The sequence below is a fragment of the Oceanipulchritudo coccoides genome (assembly GCF_010500615.1).
GTDB classification, from domain to species: domain Bacteria; phylum Verrucomicrobiota; class Verrucomicrobiia; order Opitutales; family Oceanipulchritudinaceae; genus Oceanipulchritudo; species Oceanipulchritudo coccoides.
Window position 1 is genome coordinate 1,313,055 of sequence record NZ_JAAGNX010000001.1, and the last position, 17,812, is coordinate 1,330,866.

The 17,812-nt window shown below is 53.0% G+C and carries 11 protein-coding genes; 5 read left to right on the plus strand and 6 right to left on the minus strand.

Translation table 11 applies throughout. The features are described 5' to 3' along the window. Positions 1–117: 117 nt before the first annotated feature. Complete coding sequence (locus G0Q06_RS05025) at positions 118–969, minus strand: hypothetical protein (RefSeq protein WP_163963054.1); 852 nt, start codon at positions 967–969, stop codon at positions 118–120. Positions 970–1,242: 273 nt separating this feature from the next. Here G0Q06_RS05025 and G0Q06_RS05030 point away from each other — a divergent pair, with 273 nt between their 5' ends. From G0Q06_RS05030 to G0Q06_RS05040, 3 genes are all read left to right on the plus strand, one after another. Further along, positions 1,243–2,865 carry an endonuclease I family protein gene (locus G0Q06_RS05030; RefSeq protein ID WP_163963056.1) on the plus strand — a complete coding sequence of 541 codons (1,623 nt, stop codon included), beginning with the start codon at positions 1,243–1,245 and terminating at the stop codon, positions 2,863–2,865. Positions 2,866–2,890: 25 nt separating this feature from the next. Then, a complete protein-coding gene (locus G0Q06_RS05035; RefSeq protein WP_163963058.1) occupies positions 2,891–4,666 on the plus strand; it encodes a choice-of-anchor J domain-containing protein in 1,776 nt (591 codons plus the stop codon). A gap of 80 nt (positions 4,667–4,746) precedes the next feature. Beyond that, positions 4,747–8,004, plus strand: a complete 3,258-nt coding sequence (locus tag G0Q06_RS05040; RefSeq protein ID WP_163963060.1) for a TonB-dependent receptor — start codon at positions 4,747–4,749, stop codon at positions 8,002–8,004. A 104-nt stretch (positions 8,005–8,108) separates the two neighbouring features. On the opposite strand, the gene G0Q06_RS05045 is transcribed toward G0Q06_RS05040, so the two are convergent. Further along, positions 8,109–11,054, minus strand: coding sequence for an FAD-binding and (Fe-S)-binding domain-containing protein (locus G0Q06_RS05045; RefSeq protein ID WP_163963062.1), 2,946 nt, complete (start codon positions 11,052–11,054; stop codon positions 8,109–8,111). Between the two features lie 124 nt (positions 11,055–11,178). Between G0Q06_RS05045 and G0Q06_RS05050 the strand changes: the two genes are divergently transcribed. Then, positions 11,179–13,416, plus strand: a complete 2,238-nt coding sequence (locus G0Q06_RS05050) for an NADP-dependent isocitrate dehydrogenase (RefSeq protein WP_163963064.1) — start codon at positions 11,179–11,181, stop codon at positions 13,414–13,416. A gap of 17 nt (positions 13,417–13,433) precedes the next feature. Here the strand turns inward: G0Q06_RS05050 and G0Q06_RS05055 are convergent, their stop codons facing one another. The 4 genes from G0Q06_RS05055 to G0Q06_RS05070 form a co-directional block, all read right to left on the minus strand. Beyond that, positions 13,434–13,817, minus strand: a complete 384-nt coding sequence (locus tag G0Q06_RS05055) for a response regulator (protein ID WP_163963065.1) — start codon at positions 13,815–13,817, stop codon at positions 13,434–13,436. Positions 13,818–13,949: 132 nt separating this feature from the next. Further along, positions 13,950–14,825: an HAD family hydrolase gene (locus tag G0Q06_RS05060; protein WP_163963068.1), complete on the minus strand. Its 876-nt coding sequence runs from the start codon at positions 14,823–14,825 to the stop codon at positions 13,950–13,952. An 18-nt stretch (positions 14,826–14,843) separates the two neighbouring features. Then, a complete protein-coding gene (gene ffh, locus G0Q06_RS05065) occupies positions 14,844–16,226 on the minus strand; it encodes a signal recognition particle protein (RefSeq protein ID WP_163963070.1) in 1,383 nt (460 codons plus the stop codon). A gap of 72 nt (positions 16,227–16,298) precedes the next feature. Then, entirely contained in the window at positions 16,299–17,069 is a 771-nt protein-coding gene (locus tag G0Q06_RS05070) for an RluA family pseudouridine synthase (protein WP_163963072.1), read from the minus strand. Positions 17,070–17,409: 340 nt separating this feature from the next. Here G0Q06_RS05070 and hpf point away from each other — a divergent pair, with 340 nt between their 5' ends. Further along, the gene (gene hpf / locus G0Q06_RS05075; RefSeq protein ID WP_163963074.1) at positions 17,410–17,781 is read left to right on the plus strand and encodes a ribosome hibernation-promoting factor, HPF/YfiA family; all 372 of its coding nucleotides are present in this window, start codon (positions 17,410–17,412) and stop codon (positions 17,779–17,781) included. Positions 17,782–17,812 lie beyond the last annotated feature (31 nt).

Genomic DNA, 17,812 nt, shown 5'->3' on the forward strand with positions numbered 1-17,812 from the left:
AATTCCGGAATATTTTCAACCCGGCCGATCTATTGGCCTCTTCTCAATCAATAAAAAAGCCCCGGCAGGACCGGGGCTTTTGAGAGTTTGTTTTGGTGAGAAGCTGACGGATTACATTCAGGGCTTCACAAAATAGACCCAGCCGCCGTTTTCATCCACACCGGCCTCATCGACAAAGAGGTACTGACCAAGGCCAACGGACCACACCCAGGGAGCTTCCTCAACATAGAGGAGACCAAGCCAGGGGGCTGTCTGTACGTAGCCTTCTTCACCGATGGTGTAACCGGCCCAAGTGGGGCTCGCAGAAGCTGCGGTAGGATTAACCGAACCGAAGGTTGGCACCAGGGGATCAATGTCAAAAATTCCAGCATCCAGCTCAATTCCGCTACCGGAGGAATCGAAAACGCCCAAATGCTCGGTTGGCTCCCCGAAATCAACGGTCACTGTGTTGTACAGCTCGCCGGTCACGGAATCGCGGAAGACAAGCAGCGGCTCAAATTGCCCATTGAAGAGAATATCGCTGCCACCCAGAAGGACGCCATACAATCCCGGATCATCTCCCACAGCATCGGATACCCCGATCGCATCGAGGATTTCCCCCAGCGAGCTGGTGTCCAGAGTGCCACTATCTGTCGGATCGAGGTCAGTCGAGGTGTCGCCGCTGAAACTTGTGGTCAAAATCAGGGTAAAGGAAGGATTTTCCAAATCCGGAATGGTGACGACCGCCAATCCGTTGGCATCGAAAGTTCCGGTGACATTGTTGACGCGGTCCACTAGGCCATTGTAACCGTCGTTTTCGACCGACAAAATCCAGAGGTCAAATGCGGCAGAAGGTGTTCCGCCCCCTATTTCTATGGTTTGCTCGGCAGGGTCTTGGCCGGCGGGATTTGGCTCAAACTCGCTGATATATTGCCCAAAGGAAACTCCGGACAAGGAAAGGATGGTTAGTAATGCGACAATTTTGTTCATATCTTTTTGTGTAATGTGTTGTAGGGAAGATGAGAGGTTTTGACTATCAATATCCCAAAACGAGAATCAACCCCATAATGAAATTTGCGCAGGAAAACACTGATTGGGATTGGGCTTCTTAGGAAATTTCTGCGGTCAAATCGAAAGTAACGGGACAAGGATTAGGCTGCCTTGAAAGGCGTTCGGAAAAATACCGCAGACGGAACATTTCCCGCTTTGACAAGACAAGAGAACTGTTCAATTTCATGAACTCCATCAGCTTTCGGCTTAATTATGACATTTCGGCTTTCCTTTTTTCGGTCTTTCCTCCTCAGCGTCCCGTTTTTAGTAGTGTGCCCCAAGGGTAGCGCACAGGATTACGGCCCTCCGGAAGGTTTTTACAATAACGCAGAAGGTCAGGTGGGGACAGCCCTGCGCAATGAGCTTCAAAACCTCATCGATAATAATCAGGACCTTGGTTACGACGCTGCCAGAACAGCCCTCCGTACGCTCGATGCCGATCCGGAGGTGGAAGGCAATATTCTCCTGATGTATTCCGGTGACTCTATTCCCAGTTTTCTCTTTAATACCACAGGAGGCTGGAATCGCGAACATCTCTGGCCTCAATCATTCGGGGCGGATGCCGCCACCAAACCGGGAGCAGACCTTCACCATCTTTACCCGGCCGACCCCGGCGTGAATTCCGCCCGGAGCAATTTGATATTTGATTACACAAATCCGGGGGATTTCAACACAAACCCAAAAGCGCCCGGATCAAGCTACGACAGCAACTCCTGGGAACCGCGCGACGAGGACAAGGGGCGCGTCGCACGCGCAATGCTCTACATGGATTTGCGCTATGATGGTTCAGACTCATCTGATTTTGTCCTCAAGGAAACAGCGAATCAATCGACAACCGCCTTCGCCAAACTTTCCGTCCTTCTGGAATGGCACCGCCTCTTTCCGGCTGACGAGCGCGAACGCCGACGGAATCATCTCATCTACACCGGTTTTTCTTTCGGGGCGTTCAATTTCAATCAGGGCAACCGCAACCCCTTCGTGGATATTCCCGACCTTGCGGAAGTCATATTTACCGGTGATGACTACATCGGCTGGGGTACATGGCGATGGACTCACTTTTCTATTGATCAGCTGGTCAACGGGTTACAAATCAACGACCTCGACGATCCGGACGAAGATTACCGCCTGAACCTGATCGAATACGGGGTCAATACCGACCCCACCTCGCCGGAGACCTCAGAAATTCTTAATGTTTCCAGCTTCGGTTCATTCGGATCACAGATTCGCTACACACGCCAAAAATTGCGTCAGCTGGCCGGTGTTGATTATGCCGTGGAGGCCTCGAGCACCCCATTGCGTGAAGAAACCTGGTCGGTTCTGACGGAAGACGACTGGACCAATTTCTTCGCCACCGACCAAGGGGACACGGAATTGGTGACGATTGCTCTCCCGCCCGCTGCTGAGCCAACTTGGTACCGCCTTCGGGTCACCCGCGAAACTGGGCCAGATTCCAGTATTTCCGCCGCATACAATCCTGTGCTTGCCAACAATCCGGCAACCGCTGATTCAATCTTCGTCTATCAAAACAAGTTGAATGGCTCGGACTTCAAGCAATCGCCCTGGTTTGGTTCAGTTGCCGACGACCACTATCCGTGGGTTTATCATCTTGAGCATAACTGGCTCTACCTCTCAGCTACGCGCGATGATGCGGTCTGGTTTTTCGACACAAACCTGGGTTGGTCTTTTACCTCCTCGGATGTCTATCCGTATCTTTATAGTTTTGACCTCGGCGGATGGATTTATTTCCTGAAAAGCACCTACTTCCCTAACCGTTGGATTTACGTCTACGGCCAAGGATGGATTCAGGAGCAAACCTTGCTCGCTCAGAGCACTTAATAATTAAACCCTAACTAACTAAAATATGATAAGCAGAAAATCTATAATCACATTGGGAGCTCTCGCTTTTAGCGCGTACTCCGTACAGGGCCTTGTGCTCAACGAAATCCGCACAGACCAACCCGATAATCCGGATGATGAGGAGTTTGTTGAAATCAAGGGCACTCCCGGGGAAAGCCTGGATGATGTTTGGTTCATTTATATCGGTGACCACTCCGGTGATGGTGCCTTCAAGGGTTCCGGCGTGGTGGAACGCGCTCTGGACCTCACGGGCTATGTCATCCCGGCTGATGGTATCTTCCTCATGATCGGTCCCGCATTCGACGGTACGACGATGGGAATTGATGCCTCCCAGGTTGATTATGTTTCCGACGTTTTCGGCAATGCCTTGGAAAACTCGGATAATGTCACGGCTATGCTCGTTCGTGGTTGGACAGAAGGTGAAATCCTTGTTTTCGATGATCAGCTCGGCAATGCCGCAATCGATATCGATGACGATGATGACGGCACCCCCAACGCGGTCCTTCCGTGGACGGAAGTCATCGATGCCGTTAGCCTTGTCGAAACGGTTAATGGTGGTGAATTTTACTATGGTGAAGCGTTTGGAGGTACAAATCTCGGGCCTGACAATGGCGGTTTTGTTCCTTCGCATGCATTTCTCACAAGTGACACGGAAGAATGGACCATCGGTGCATACGTTCTTTTCGAAGAAGACTCCAATGGGAATGTAATTGGCTTGAATCCTGATGCCTCGGATACGCCAGGTACGGAGAACCCCATTGCTCCCCCTGCCTCCTTCCCTCCAAGCATTGAAGGGATTTCCGCGACCTTTGCTTCTGTTGGCGACGAAGTCACAGTCACAGGTCAAAACCTCGCCACAGCAACAGCTGTGACAATCGGGGGCGTCAATGCCAGTTTCGTCGTTAATGGCGATGCGCTCGTCGTTACGGTTCCTGAAGGGGCTGTCACGGGCGAGGTAACGGTAACCAACCCGGATGATACCGATGATTCGGTCGGCTTTGTGGTTGTTCTGGATACAGATTCCCTCGTCTTTTCGGAAGACTTCGTCAACGGCCTTGGTGATTTCCAGACCTTCAGCATTGCCTCCAATGAGAATTGGGAAGCTTCTTCCTTTGCAGATTCCAGCTCGATTGAAATCAGCGGTTTCGGTGCAGACGAAGCCTCTGATGATTGGCTCGTTACACCGGTTATTGATCTTACCAATGTCGGCAATGCCTACATGGTTATGGGCCATGAGCGTGCCTTTGGTGGACCTCCTCTTCAGATTAAGGTATCCACGGACTGGGATGGCACAGGCACTCCTGCCGGTGGAACATGGACAGACATAAGCGTAACGCTTGCTGGAGACAGCACCTTCGAGTTAATCGATTCCGGTATTGTCGATCTTTCCGCCTATGATGGAGAAACCATTTATATCGCAATACGGTATACCTCAACCGGTACTGGCCCCGGTGATGGCGCTATCGACCGCATCCATTATCTTGCCGTTGGTGGCGATACTGGCGGATGGGCGGTTACAGCTGAATTAGGTCTCGTATATGAATATGCCAACGGTTGGAACTACTCCCTTGATCTGGGATTTGTTCTGCCGAGCAACTACCCATGGATTTACCAAGCCAATTTTGGGTTCATGTATGTCATTGTCCGCTTACCCGGCGAGGCCATGTGGCTCTACAGCCCGACTCTCGGCTTTGTCTACGTGGACGAGGGTGATAGAGGTCGATTCTACTTGTTCGATAACGGATGGACTTTCGACAACTTCATCAATCCTCAAGGTTAATTCTTAGATAATTCTTTTCAAGGCGACCTCCAGATGGGGGTCGCCTTGAAACTTTTAAATCCTTTAAACTGCGTGAACAGATGAAAATTCAGGAAGCTTTTCTCAAGGTCTTTGTGCTCCTTGTTGTCTTTGCCACCCCGTTGTTTAGTCAGAGCGTGACTTCCTCCGGCATTGGCGGCGTTGTCAGATCCTCATCGGGTGATCTGGCGAATAATGTATCTGTTCAGGCACTACACGTGCCCTCGGGTAGTCGCTTTACGACGACCACCAACTCCGAAGGTCGTTACAATATCGGTGGTATGCGTGTAGGGGGTCCTTACCGGATCACCTTCACCGCCCCCAATGGGGATCAATCCGTCGTGGATAACATCTCCCTGAGCCTTCAGCAGCAGAGAATCCTCAATACGCGTGTCCGCCCCTCTGGCGATATATTCGAGCTTGATGCCTTTGAAGTGACCGCCAATGAATTTTCCTCGACCTTTAACGAGAACAAGCAGGGATCGAGCACGATTATCAACGCTGAAAGCATTAGCCGGATTCCTACGGTCAGTCGCAGCATCAATGACATCGTTCGCCTGGATCCAAGAATGGCGTCCTACGACGAAGATAGCGGGACGCTTTCCGCAGGCGGTAAAAACACCCGTTATAACTCCCTGCTCATTGATGGGGTGCCCACGAATGATTCCTTCGGCCTGTCAGACAGCGGCCTTCCTGCTTTGAAGCAGCCGTTTTCCCTCGAGGGAATTGCTGAAGTGAGCGTCCAACTGTCTCCTTACTCAGTCGAAAACGCGGGCTTTACCGGTGCGGCGATCTCGGCTGTGACCAAAAGCGGCACGAATACATTCAAAGGCTCGGTTTTTGGATTCTACCGGAATGAATCGATGGTCGGTGAGCTGGAGGATCTTTACTGGGTCAATCGCAACAAGACGCTTCCTGAAGGAACAGAGGAAGAGACGATCGTCCCGATTGACAATTTCGAAGAATATACAGCAGGTTTCACGGTTGGTGGTCCCATCATCAAGGATAAGCTATTCTTCTTCGCACTTTATGAAACGGTTGAGGAAACCGTTACACAGGATCCGGGGACATGGTTTCCAACTCAGGAGCAATTAGACCGTATTTCGTTCATGATTGATGAAGTGTATCAATTTGACCCCGGCGTCCTCACGGAACCTGATTCACTCACGCGGGTGGATGATAAATACCTTCTCAAGCTCGACTGGAATATTTCTGACAAGCATCGTCTGACCACCCGTTACCAACTGACAGAAGGCGAAGATCCAAATTATCCAGACAGTGGCTTTAACAGCGTGGCCTTCACGAGCCATAATTATATCCAGAATTTCGAACTGAAGGATTACGCCGTTGAATTATTCTCAAATTGGTCTTCCACCTTCCAAACGGAAATTCTGGCCTCCTTCAAGGAGTACAATCAGTTTCGCGCGCTTGTCACAGATCCGCTTCCCGAAATACAAATCTCCTCGGTCGATGGCATCGATGGGGATCCGGGTTCAGTTTGGATCGGAGCCGAAGGTAACAGCCAGGCAAATAACCTGAATGTTGAGACAACCACCGTTCGTTCGAAGATCTCATGGCTCATCGGCGATCACTCAATCAAGGCCGGCATCCAGTATGAGAATTTTGCCAATGTTAATGAATTCATCCCGAATCGCTTTGGCCGCTGGTTTTTCCGCAATGGTGTTCAGTCTTTTGAGAACGCAGACAATCCGGGCAACGTGGAAAACTACAGCCTGACGCTTCCCGCTCCGGGACAGAGCGGTATTGCTGAATGGGAAATGTCGATCGTGTCTGCTTTCATTGAAGACAACTGGAAGGCGACAGAGGATTTAACACTCAATTTCGGCTTGAGGATAGATTTTCCTGTTCTTGATGACGTTCCCACATTGGCTAGGTCTTCCTCAGAAGGAACATTTGAAGAGGTTTTTGGCTATACAAATCAAAATACTTTGGATGGGAATTATGTCATCCAGCCACGCGTTGGCTTCAATTACGCTTTTGATGAAGATCGTACAGTCCAGTTGCGGGGTGGGGCAGGTCTCTTTTTTGGTACAGCTCCACACGTCTGGATTTCATCGATTTACGTGAACAACGGGAATTCTCAGGAGAGTTATTACGCCTCCGTTCAACAAACCCCGGCCTTTTCCGCGGACCCGAATAATCCGCCCATTCCTGATGCGGTCAATGCGCGCGTAAATGTTGATCTCGTAGACGAAGACTTTGAGATGCCAAGCGAGTGGAAATCCAACCTCGCGCTCGATGTGCAGATCATGGACAACATGGTCTTTACGCTCGATGCCGCAGTGTCCTGGACGAATAAGGACATTCATTACGTCCACGAAAACTTGAAGCGTGCTTCGAATTTCCTGAATCCCGACGGTTTCATCGCTGACGGCCGCACGGAATACGACAATGCCCAGGCGCGCTCACGCGAAGCTGGCTACCGGGATGTGATCCGGCTCACGAATACCGAAAAGGGTTATTCTCGCCAAGTAACGACCCGTTTGGAAGGGCGCGCATTCGAAAACCTCAGTTACAATCTAGGTTATACCTACACGCGGGCAAAGAATGTGAATGACGGTCTCGCCTCGACTGCATATTCCAACTGGACTAACAATGTTGGCTTTAACCCCAATGATGAAATCCTTGGCCGTAGTCGCTATGAAACGACTCATCGCATGGTGGCCAGTGCAACCTACTCGCACAAGTGGTCGGAGAAACACATGACCATTTTCTCGATGTTCTATGACGGTCGCACGGGCCGACCCTTCTCTTTTGTCATGGGCGATGGAGGACCCACGGATATCAATAACGACGGCAATACCTCAAATGACCTGTTCTATGTCCCAACTGGCGTTGACGATCCGCTCATTGTCTGGGGCGGGAACAATAGTGAGGAAAATCTTGCCCTCGCTGCTGAGTGGATGGCCGGCATCGAGAAGATTGACGGGCTGGGCAAATACAAAGGCGAGGTCGTTCCCCGCAACAGCGGGACATCGCCATGGATTCACCAGTTTGATATCGGAATTACTCACCAGATCACGCTCTTTAATGACCATAAGCTCGAGCTGATTTTTGCCATCGAAAACTTTGGCAACCTCCTCAATGATCAGTGGGGTCTTGAGCGACGCATTAATGGCAGTGGAGGCAACCTTCCGATCATTACCGTAAACAATACAACCCGTCTCGTTGATGGTGAGCGCCGTCCCGTTTATGCCTATTATCCAAACCTGGACAATCTCTCAGAGAAGGAATGGTACCAGACGCGGACATTCTCCTCGCGCTGGGCCATGCAGCTTGGCGTGCGATACAGTTTTTAAACACTTGTTGATATAGCCAAGGCGTGTGGTGTTGCAGGCATCCCTGCCTGCAAAACAAAAACAAAAGTAACACAGTGTCACAGGCATCCCTGCCTGTGGAAACACTACTTCAGCGCATCATGCAGGACCTCAATCGGGTGCAAGGCCGTGCGCCCGGTACCATCGTGGATCTGGTGACGGCAACTGGTTCCCGGGGCGGCAATAATCGTGTCGGCAGCGGACCGGCGCACAGTCGGGAACAGTACGAGTTCACCAACTGCTTGGGAAAGGGCATAGTGTTCTTTCTCGTAGCCAAAGGATCCGGCCATCCCGCAACACCCACTTGGAATTAATTCCACTGTGAAATTTCTTGGCAGGCGGAGCGCCTCCAAACTTCCCTTGGGACCCGTGAGGGCCTTCTGGAAACAGTGCCCGTGGAGCTTCACCTTATGATGTTCATCGGTGAACGCATCTGGAGAAATTCTGCCTGCCTTCGCTTCCCGGGCAATGAAGGCCTCCACCATGTAGCAATGCGGGGCCATCCTTCGGGCGGCTTCCTTGTATTCGGTTTTGGCCAGATCAAGAGCCTCATCGACGAAGGTCAGTATCCCGGATGGTTCCACCCCAACCATCGGCTTCTCCGCAGTCACCTTTTCGCCCAGAAGGCGCAGGTTCTCGTTAATGAGCATTTTGGCATCGCGGACAAGTCCCTTGGATAGCCAGGTGCGCCCGCTGTATTTATGCTCGGGAATCTCCACCGCGTAGCCAAGGCGTTCCAGCAAGGTGACCGCTTTTATCCCGACATGGACATCGGTGAAATTGGTGAATTCGTCATTAAAAAACCAGACAGAACCGACCTTGCCCGCATTGGCATGCGGGACATGTTTATCAAACCAGAAGGAAAAGGTGGACTTGGGAAGCAGGGGAATAGTCCGGTCTGGATGGAACCCGACAAGTTTGTTCAGGAGACGCCGGATTGGAGCAGCGCCGAAGAGGGCGTTCCACGCCCAAGGCGCATAGGAAGCCAGTTTCTGGCTCCATGGAAATGTGGCAACCATCCTTGCACGAAGTGGAACCCGGTGAGCATCGTAGTAATGCTGCATGAACTCGGCCTTGAGCTTTGCCATATCCACTGTGGACGGGCATTCCTTCTTGCAGCCCTTGCAGGAAAGGCACAGGTCGAGCACCTCCTTGACATCCGGGTTGTCAAAGACGGAGGTCTGTGCGTCGCGCGGACCTTCGGTCAGGGCATGGCGCAGCATGTTTGCCCGTGCGCGTGTCGTGTCTTTTTCATTACGGGTCGCCATGTAGCTCGGGCACATCGTTCCGCCGGAAAGATGGGTCTTTCGGCAATCGCCCGAGCCGTTGCACATTTCTGCTGCCCCGAGCATGCCATTGGTCGAGGACCAATCAAACAGCGTTTTGGGTTCCTTAGTCTCCTGGCCCGGGGCATAACGCAGGGAGCTGTTCATGGGCGGTGTCCCGACGATCTTCCTCGGATTGAAAACCCCCTGTGGATCCCAGCTCTGCTTGACTTGTTCGACCAAGGCGTAGTTTTTCTCGCCAATCATCTGCTTGAGAAACTCACCGCGCAGGCGTCCGTCGCCATGCTCGCCGGAGAGCGATCCGCGATATTCCTTAACAAGCTCGGCAATCGTTTGCGCAACTTCACGGAACATCCGGTTGCCCTCCTCGGTTTTCAAGTCGATGATTGGCCGCAGATGAATTTCGCCGGAGCCGGCGTGCGCGTAGTGCACACAGTCCAACCCGAATCGCTCCTTGAGGCGACGATTGAATTCACCAATGTAAGCGGGCAGGTCTGAAACCCTGACGGCCGTATCCTCGACCACGGGCACCGGCTTGGCATCGCCCGGCATGTTTGAAAGCAGTCCCAGGCCGGCCTTGCGTAAATTCCAGATCTTTACGGTGTCATCCCCGAAGAGCACCGGGTAGGCATAGCCGAGTCCCGCTTGCCGCATCTCTTCAGTTATTTCATTGGTGATTGCCTTCACGGCTTCCTCGGATTGTCCGCGAATCTCCGTGACGAGCACCGCGCCCGGATCTCCCTCAATGAAAAACCTGTTTTCGCGATGCTCGATGCTGCGCGCGGTACAGTCGAGAATGTAGCGATCAATCAATTCAACGGCAAAGCAATCGTATTTGACCGAGATCTGGGTCGCCAGCAGGGCCTGCTCAACCGATTCAAACTGCGCGCAGAGAAGACCATCCACGGGTTCAGGCATGGGCAGGCAGCGCAGTTTCATTTCAGTGACGAGGCAGAGAGTTCCCTCGCTCCCGGCAATCAATTTTCCGAAGTTAAATGGCTTATCGCTTTCCGGATCAAAGCAATCTGTGTCCATCAACAGATCCAGCGCGTAGCCCGTATTGCGCCGCGGGATTGCCGGATCGGGAAATTCTTTCCGGATTTCCTCGCGATTTTCGGGATCCCCGAGCATACCGCGGATATCCCTGTAGATTTGTGTTTCCAACGATTCCGGGCCGTTACACTTGGCCTCAAACGCTTTTTTGCTCAGCGGACCGAAAACCACCTTTGAGCCGTCCGCAAGAAGCGCCGTTACCTCGAGAAGATGGTCCCGCATGCTGCCGTACTTGATTGAGTTGGAACCACAGGAATTGTTGCCCAACATGCCGCCCATCATGGCCCGGTTCTGGGTCGAGGTCTCTGGCCCGAAAAGCAATCTATGCGGCTCAAGCGCCATATTCAGCTCGTTGCGAATCACCCCCGGTTGGCAGCGCACCCACGATTCCTTGCGATTGATTTCCAATATCTTGGTAAAGTGCCTCGAGACATCGACGACAATCCCGCTACCGACAACCTGGCCGGCCAGCGATGTCCCAGCAGTCCGCGGGATCAAGCCGATCCTGTTCGTCCTGGCAAAATTCACCAACTCGACGAGGTCCTCCTCGCATTCGGGGATAGAGACAGCCAGCGGCACCTCTTGATAAGCGGAAGCATCCGTGGCATACAGGCGCCGCATCAGCTCACCAGTGTGGAAAGCACCCTTCAGCCGGGAGGCCAGTTTAGACAGGTTGTTTGCTTTCCCATTCATCGGATCATTTGAGTAGACTCAGGATAAACCGATCCATTGCATTAATTCAATAAAACCCGGTTATCGTTTTTCGGATCACTTTCTATTGCACAATTTCCCAGCATTGCCCAAAACGACAGGTAGCATGTCTCAGAATCCAACAATCGTATACACCAAGACGGACGAAGCCCCGGCCTTGGCCACTTACTCACTCCTGCCGATTATTCGCGACTTCACCGGGGCCGCTGGGATCGAAGTGGAGATGCGCGATATCTCGCTTGCCGGCCGCATTTTGTCCCAATTTCCGGAATTCCTCAGCGAGGATCAGCGTATCGAGGACGAGTTGGCATATCTGGGACAGCTCACGCAGGACCCGAAGGCCAACATCATCAAGTTGCCCAATATCAGCGCATCCGAGCCACAGCTGCAGGCCGCCATTGCTGAATTGCAGGCCAAGGGCTATGCGATTCCAGACTATCCGTCGAATCCAGCCAATGCTGGGGAAGTGGACATCAAGGCCCGTTATGACAAGGTGAAGGGTAGTGCGGTGAATCCCGTTCTCCGCGAGGGAAATTCAGATCGCCGAGCCCCCGCGCCAATCAAGGCCTATGCCCGCAAGCATCCTCATTCGATGGGCGAATGGAGCAAGGGCTCCAAGACGAATGTCGCCACAATGGGCAAGGATGATTTTTATTCGAATGAGAAGTCGGTCACGCTTTCAAAGGCGACCGAAGTGACGATTGAATTTATTCCAGCGGATGGCGAAAAGAAGGTACTCAAACCAGCCTTTCCGTTGCAGGAAGGGGAGGTCCTCGACAGCACCGTGATGCGGAAGGCATCGCTGGTCGCCTTTCTTGAGGAGCAGATCGCCCGCGCCAAAAAGGATGGGGTGCTCTTTTCGCTTCACATGAAGGCGACAATGATGAAAGTCTCCGACCCGATTATTTTCGGACATGCGGTCAGCGTATATTTTAAGGACCTTTTGGCAAAGCACGCAGATTCCTTTAAGGACTTGAAGATTGATTTCAAGAACGGCTTCGGGGATCTGCTAGGAAAGATCTCCTCCCTTCCGGAATCCAAGCAAAAGCTAATTGAACAGGATATCGAAGCAGCTTATGCAAACGGGCCTGCGCTGGCTATGGTCAATTCCGACAAGGGCATCACCAACCTGCATGTTCCGAGCGATATTATTGTAGATGCCTCCATGCCGGCGATGATCCGCACATCCGGTCAAATGTGGAATGCCAAGGGAGAACAACAGGACACCCTGGCGGTCATCCCTGACAGTTCCTACGCCGGCGTTTATCAGGCGGTTATTGATTTCTGTCGTGAGCATGGGGCTTTTGATCCGCGCACGATGGGTTCCGTTCCCAATGTCGGGCTCATGGCCCAGAAGGCTGAAGAATACGGTTCGCACGACAAGACCTTCGAAATGCCGGCATCCGGTACAGTTCGGATCGTGGATACTTCCGGCAATGTCCTGCTTGAGCATGATGTGGAACCCGGTGATATCTGGCGCGCGTGTCAGACCAAGGATGCAGCCATTCGCGATTGGGTTAAACTGGCGGTGAAGCGGGCCCGCGAGACGGATGATCCGGCGGTATTCTGGCTGGACAAGAACCGTGCTCATGATGCCTGTCTTATCAAGAAGGTTGGAGCGTACTTGAAGGACCATGACACCACGGGGCTTGATATTCGCATCCTGGCACCCGCGACCGCCTGTCAAGTGAGCATGGAACGAATTGTGGAAGGGGAAAACACTATTTCTGTGACGGGCAACGTGCTCCGCGATTACCTCACGGATCTTTTTCCCATTCTTGAAGTCGGGACCAGCGCCAAGATGCTTTCCATCGTGCCATTGATGAACGGCGGCGGCCTTTTTGAGACGGGTGCTGGCGGATCTGCGCCTAAACATGTGCAACAGTTTGTAGCGGAAAACTACATACGCTGGGATTCCCTTGGTGAATTTCTCGCCTTGGCCGTATCCCTTGAGCACCTTGCACAGGTCTTTGGAAATCCCCGGGCCAAGGTACTGGCGGAGGCGCTTGACCTCGCCAATGAAAAATTTCTCGACACCAATAAGTCCCCGACACGTCGCTTGGGTGGTATAGATAATCGCGGTAGCCATTTCTATCTCGCCCTGTACTGGGCTGAAGCGCTGGCCGCACAGGATCAGGATTCCGGTTTGAAGGCGCGCTTTGCCCCGCTGGCTGATCAACTTGCAGCTAGCGAGGATGCCATCGTAAAGGAGCTCCTTGCCGTACAGGGTCAGCCTGTCGACATTGGTGGTTACTACTGGGTGGATGAGAGCAAGACGAGCGCGGCAATGTGTCCCAGCGCAACCTTGAATTCAATTCTCGGGCAGTTCCGGGAATCGCGATGACAGGTGGATGAATTCGCTCAGTTCCCGCTACCGGGAAGGGGCGGCAACTTGGGAGGTCCAAGCAATTCCCTCATGACCGTGCTGTAGAGGACGGGTTTCTTCCAGTAGGGAATTTTGTACTCGTCGAGTAATTCAATGTTTTCATCGGTGAGACATCCGGAAACAACAGCCACCCTGACCTGGGGGAATTTGACTTTGCACTGAAGGCATAGAGCCACGCCCCATCCATCGGGCAGCCGGTGGTCGGCGATCATCAGGTCAAGCGCTTGTGTTTCGTCCTCAAGCGCAGCGATAGCATCTTCAACGCCTGCAACAACTTTTACCTTATGGCCCATTCCTTCAATGGTTTCGCAGGCAATTTGGCTGAGCTCAGGTTCGTCCTCTACTAAAAGAATATTCATTTGAGGGAAAGTATCGGTTCCAATTAACCCCGTATGGGTGTGATTGAGCATTTAGAGTGTAAGGCCATACTCTGTCAAGATTCAGCCGTACTGCTTGTCAAACTCCAGAAAACGGCCCATCCGCCGCGCTTATTAGAGAATTTCAAAAAGCTGGCTCAAGTCGGTGATGACAAAGTCCGGGCGGACGGACCGGCAATCCGGATCGTCTGTTCGCCAGCGCAAGGACCGCTTGTCACCTGCAAAGAGTACCGTCTGGAAGCCCAGCGCTTTCGCTGGCCAGATGTCGTTGCGTAAATCATTTCCGACATAGAGCGTATCGTGAGGTGATATTCCATCCACCTCCAGGACTTGCTTCAGTCTCTGGTAGAGCCCGGTCGAAGGTTTTCCCTCACGCTCCATCCATGACCAGACGCAGTGTTTGCTATCAAAGGCATATTCCGTGTGAGGCTTGCTGATTAACGCGGGAAAGAGCAGGGGCGTGTAAAATTGAGCGTTTGAAACAATCCCGAGGTGCAGGCCCTCCCGCGTGAGCCGGCTAAGGGTCTCCTCAAGATTTGGCATTGGCCAGCATGGATTGACACGGCATTCATGGTCCACGATGGCCAGCTGGACATCACCGCTTCCTGCCAGAAAACCGGCATTTTTCGATTCCTCAATCAGGTCCTGCCAAACTTCCTCAATATGCACTTCCGGATAGTCGATGCCCGCCTTGGCGCGATCTCTGCGAAAGCGCTGGAGGGTGCCCATGAAGTTCGCCGACCAAGGGGCTTCGCGGTCAAGGACCTCATAGCCCGCTGTTTCCAACGCAGCCATGATAGCCGGGGAGCGATCCTCGTTTTCGGCGAGGCTAATATCCCCTGAAGCGGAAATGAAGAGTGTCCCGTAAACATCAAAGACAACAGCCTTCAAGCCCGGCACCTTCGACACAAGCTTCGGCTCGCCCGTCTCTACCGGATCGAGCGGGCTGGAATGCGCCCGTATATGATCAATCAGCTGGTGATTTGCCATCAATGAATCCGTTTCCGCTTACATGCGTGGAAGGCCGCCCATTCCGCCCATGTTTCCGAGATCCGGCATGTCCGGCATGCCTGCTCCCGATTTCTGCATCTTTTTCATCATTTTCCGCGCCTTCGGACCCTTCATCATCCGCATCATCTTCTTCATCTGCTGGAACTGCTTGATGAGCGCATTGAGATCCTTGACCGGAAGGCCAGCTCCCCGGGAGATGCGCGCCCGCCGGCTACCGTTGAGCAACTGCGGATTCTGACGCTCCTGCAGCGTCATCGATTGGATCAGGGCTTCCGTGTGCTTGAGTTTCTTCTCCTCCTTGTCGCCCACCTCAACATTTCCCATGCCCGGCATCATTTTCATGAGCCCGCCGAGGGAACCCATCTTCTTGACGGCCTGCATCTGGCTCAGGAAATCCTCAAAATTGAATTCAGCGCGCTGCATTTTTTCGGCCATGCGCTTGGCCTCATCCTCGTCAATCGTATCCTGGGCCTTTTCCACGAGCGAAACAACATCACCCATTCCCAGGATGCGTCCGGCCAGCCGGTCCGGGTGGAAAACTTCCAGATCAGTGACCTTTTCCCCTGTTCCGAGAAACTTGATCGGGACCTGGGCGATTGCCTTCATCGAAAGGGCGGCCCCGCCACGGGTGTCGCCATCCAGCTTGCTCAGGGCAATTCCCGTGAGCCCAACTGCCTCGTGAAAGGTCTTCGCAACATTGACTGCTTCCTGCCCGAGGGCGGCATCGGCGACGAGAATGCTTTCGTCCGGCTGGACCTCCTTTTTCAGGTCGACCACTTCCTTGACCAGGGGTTCGTCAATCTGGAGACGCCCAGCAGTGTCAAAAATGATTGCGTCGGCACCTTGTTCCTTGGCCCATTCCCAGCCGTTACGGCCTATTTTCCGGACATTTTTGCTATCCCGTTCGCCATAGAAAAGGATGTCATTGTCTCGGGCCAGCGTCTCGAGCTGGTCAATAGCCGCCGGGCGGTAGACGTCACAGGCAATTACTGCGGGGGTGTAGCCATTCTTGCGCAAGTGCAGGGCCAGCTTCCCGGCAAAGGTTGTCTTCCCGGAGCCTTGCAGCCCCAACAATAAAACACGCAGGGGCTTCTTGTCCTCCAGGGCGGTCGACCCTTCCCCGAGGAGGCTGACCAGCTCGTCATGGATGATCTTGACGATCATCTGTCCGGGCGTGACTGACTTCAGGACTGCCTGGCCTTCACACTGTTTGGCCACCCGATCGATGAACTCACGGGCCACGCGAAAATGGACGTCCGCAGCGAGCAGGGCCTTACGGACCTCCTGCAGGCTTTCGGTCATGTTCTCTTCGGTCAATTTGGCCTGGCCGCGCAATGAGCGCAGGGCATTTCCGAGTCGATCAGTCAGGGATTCCAACATAGCCCGCAAGCAATGGGAATTGGTGCCATCGAGTCAAGCGGGGAGGACCGCCAAATTAGGATTGTGCCCGGGTTAGGCGGTTTCGCTCTCGGCCAGCGTGCGATATCCCTCGGCCTCAAAGGGGCAGGGCGCGCTGAAAGTGAACTTCCAATCCTCTCCCCAGACCTCCAAATCCGCCGCGTGCAGTGCCTGCCGCGGATACCGCAGTTCCCGGTCTAGTCGGTCAGTCCAACCATTTTCAATAAACTCGAGATACCAGCTTGGATCACCGGCGTAGATCTTGTCGCCGAGGACAGGATGCTCCAGCCAGGCCGCGTGGACCCGGATCTGGTGCTTGCGACCGCTTTCAGGGGTGACTTCCGCAAGGGTGTGCGGTCCCCAGTACTCCAAGGGACGGAAGTGGGTGAGGGCGGACTTACCGCGCCCGCCAAAGGAAACCCGCTGCTTCACAACCACTTCGCTTTCCGGATCCTTTTCCAGATTGCTTTCCGTTGTCCGGGCCTCTTTCAGGTGCCCCTTTAGAAGGGCCAGATAGCGTTTCTTTGTGTTGCGCTTGGAAAAGGCCGTTTGCAGCTGGCTTGCCGCTTTGTGGTGTTTGGCCAGAATGACCACGCCACTGGTTTCGCGGTCCAGCCGGCTCACCAGATGGATCCGGTCAAGGCCGCGCGCCTCGCGCACCGCACCGACAAGACTTGACCAGGGACCATTCTTCGAGGGGTGGCAGACGACCCATCCGGGCTTGTCGAGGACGATGATATCCTCGCTCTCCTCCATGATCCAGCTTTCCAGCTGTTCAGGCTTTATTAGTAGGGCTTCCGCCCCAAATGGGGATTCAATTGACATTCCAAACGGGTATTTTTGGCACTATTTTTACCAGATTCCTGAAGAAGGGAGTTGCAATCTAATGCCCCGCGACTACAGTTATGAGCGTAGAGAGTATGGTTGTACCGGTACCAGTTTCAGATACGAGCGAATTAATTGGAATCTGTGGTACATACTTAAATTATCAACCAAGCCGGCAGATTCAAGTGACTGCCTATACTCGGGGGCGATGGCGATTTACATGGTAAAGCCTGGTCAGTTCGCGCTCCCCAAGGACGACTGCATCCACTTTAACCCTCATTCCCTGACGTATTGCGTACGGGGAAACAGTGATAACATAAAAGAAAAGGATAGAGACATCATGAAAGATAGAACCAACGATATCATCATCTCTGGGCATAACCTCGATCTCACGAAAGCGCTCAAAAGTATGGTCATCGAAAAGGTCTCTAAATTGTTTGAACACGAAAATCACATTATACGAATTCGAGTGGAATTAAGTACGCGACAGTCAAACCATGTAAAGGAGCACCTTGCCAAAGGCTTGGTGGAAATCAAAGGGAAGGACCTTGTCGCGAATGTATCTTCCGAAGACTTGTACAAATCGATTGATTTACTGGAAACGAAACTCGACCGGATGTTACGGAGGCGCTCGCGCTTGCGGGTACTGAAAAGAAAGCAGCCACACAGCTTGGATATTCCGGCAGAGATTCCAAAGGTCCAATCAGCCTGAGGAAGCGGCCACTTTACATCAAAGGTCCCGA

Excerpts from the sequence above, each read along its gene's own strand:
- G0Q06_RS05030 (WP_163963056.1), top strand. The coding sequence starts at position 1,243 with ATGACATTTCGGCTTTCCTTTTTTCGGTCTTTCCTCCTCAGCGTCCCG.
- G0Q06_RS05060 (WP_163963068.1), bottom strand. The coding sequence starts at position 14,825 with ATGGCAAATCACCAGCTGATTGATCATATACGGGCGCATTCCAGCCCG.
- G0Q06_RS05045 (WP_163963062.1), bottom strand. The coding sequence starts at position 11,054 with ATGAATGGGAAAGCAAACAACCTGTCTAAACTGGCCTCCCGGCTGAAG.
- G0Q06_RS05035 (WP_163963058.1), top strand. The coding sequence starts at position 2,891 with ATGATAAGCAGAAAATCTATAATCACATTGGGAGCTCTCGCTTTTAGC.
- G0Q06_RS05050 (WP_163963064.1), top strand. The coding sequence starts at position 11,179 with ATGTCTCAGAATCCAACAATCGTATACACCAAGACGGACGAAGCCCCG.
- G0Q06_RS05040 (WP_163963060.1), top strand. The coding sequence starts at position 4,747 with ATGAAAATTCAGGAAGCTTTTCTCAAGGTCTTTGTGCTCCTTGTTGTC.
- G0Q06_RS05025 (WP_163963054.1), bottom strand. The coding sequence starts at position 969 with ATGAACAAAATTGTCGCATTACTAACCATCCTTTCCTTGTCCGGAGTT.
- hpf (WP_163963074.1), top strand. The coding sequence starts at position 17,410 with ATGAAAGATAGAACCAACGATATCATCATCTCTGGGCATAACCTCGAT.
- ffh (WP_163963070.1), bottom strand. The coding sequence starts at position 16,226 with ATGTTGGAATCCCTGACTGATCGACTCGGAAATGCCCTGCGCTCATTG.
- G0Q06_RS05070 (WP_163963072.1), bottom strand. The coding sequence starts at position 17,069 with ATGTCAATTGAATCCCCATTTGGGGCGGAAGCCCTACTAATAAAGCCT.
- G0Q06_RS05055 (WP_163963065.1), bottom strand. The coding sequence starts at position 13,817 with ATGAATATTCTTTTAGTAGAGGACGAACCTGAGCTCAGCCAAATTGCC.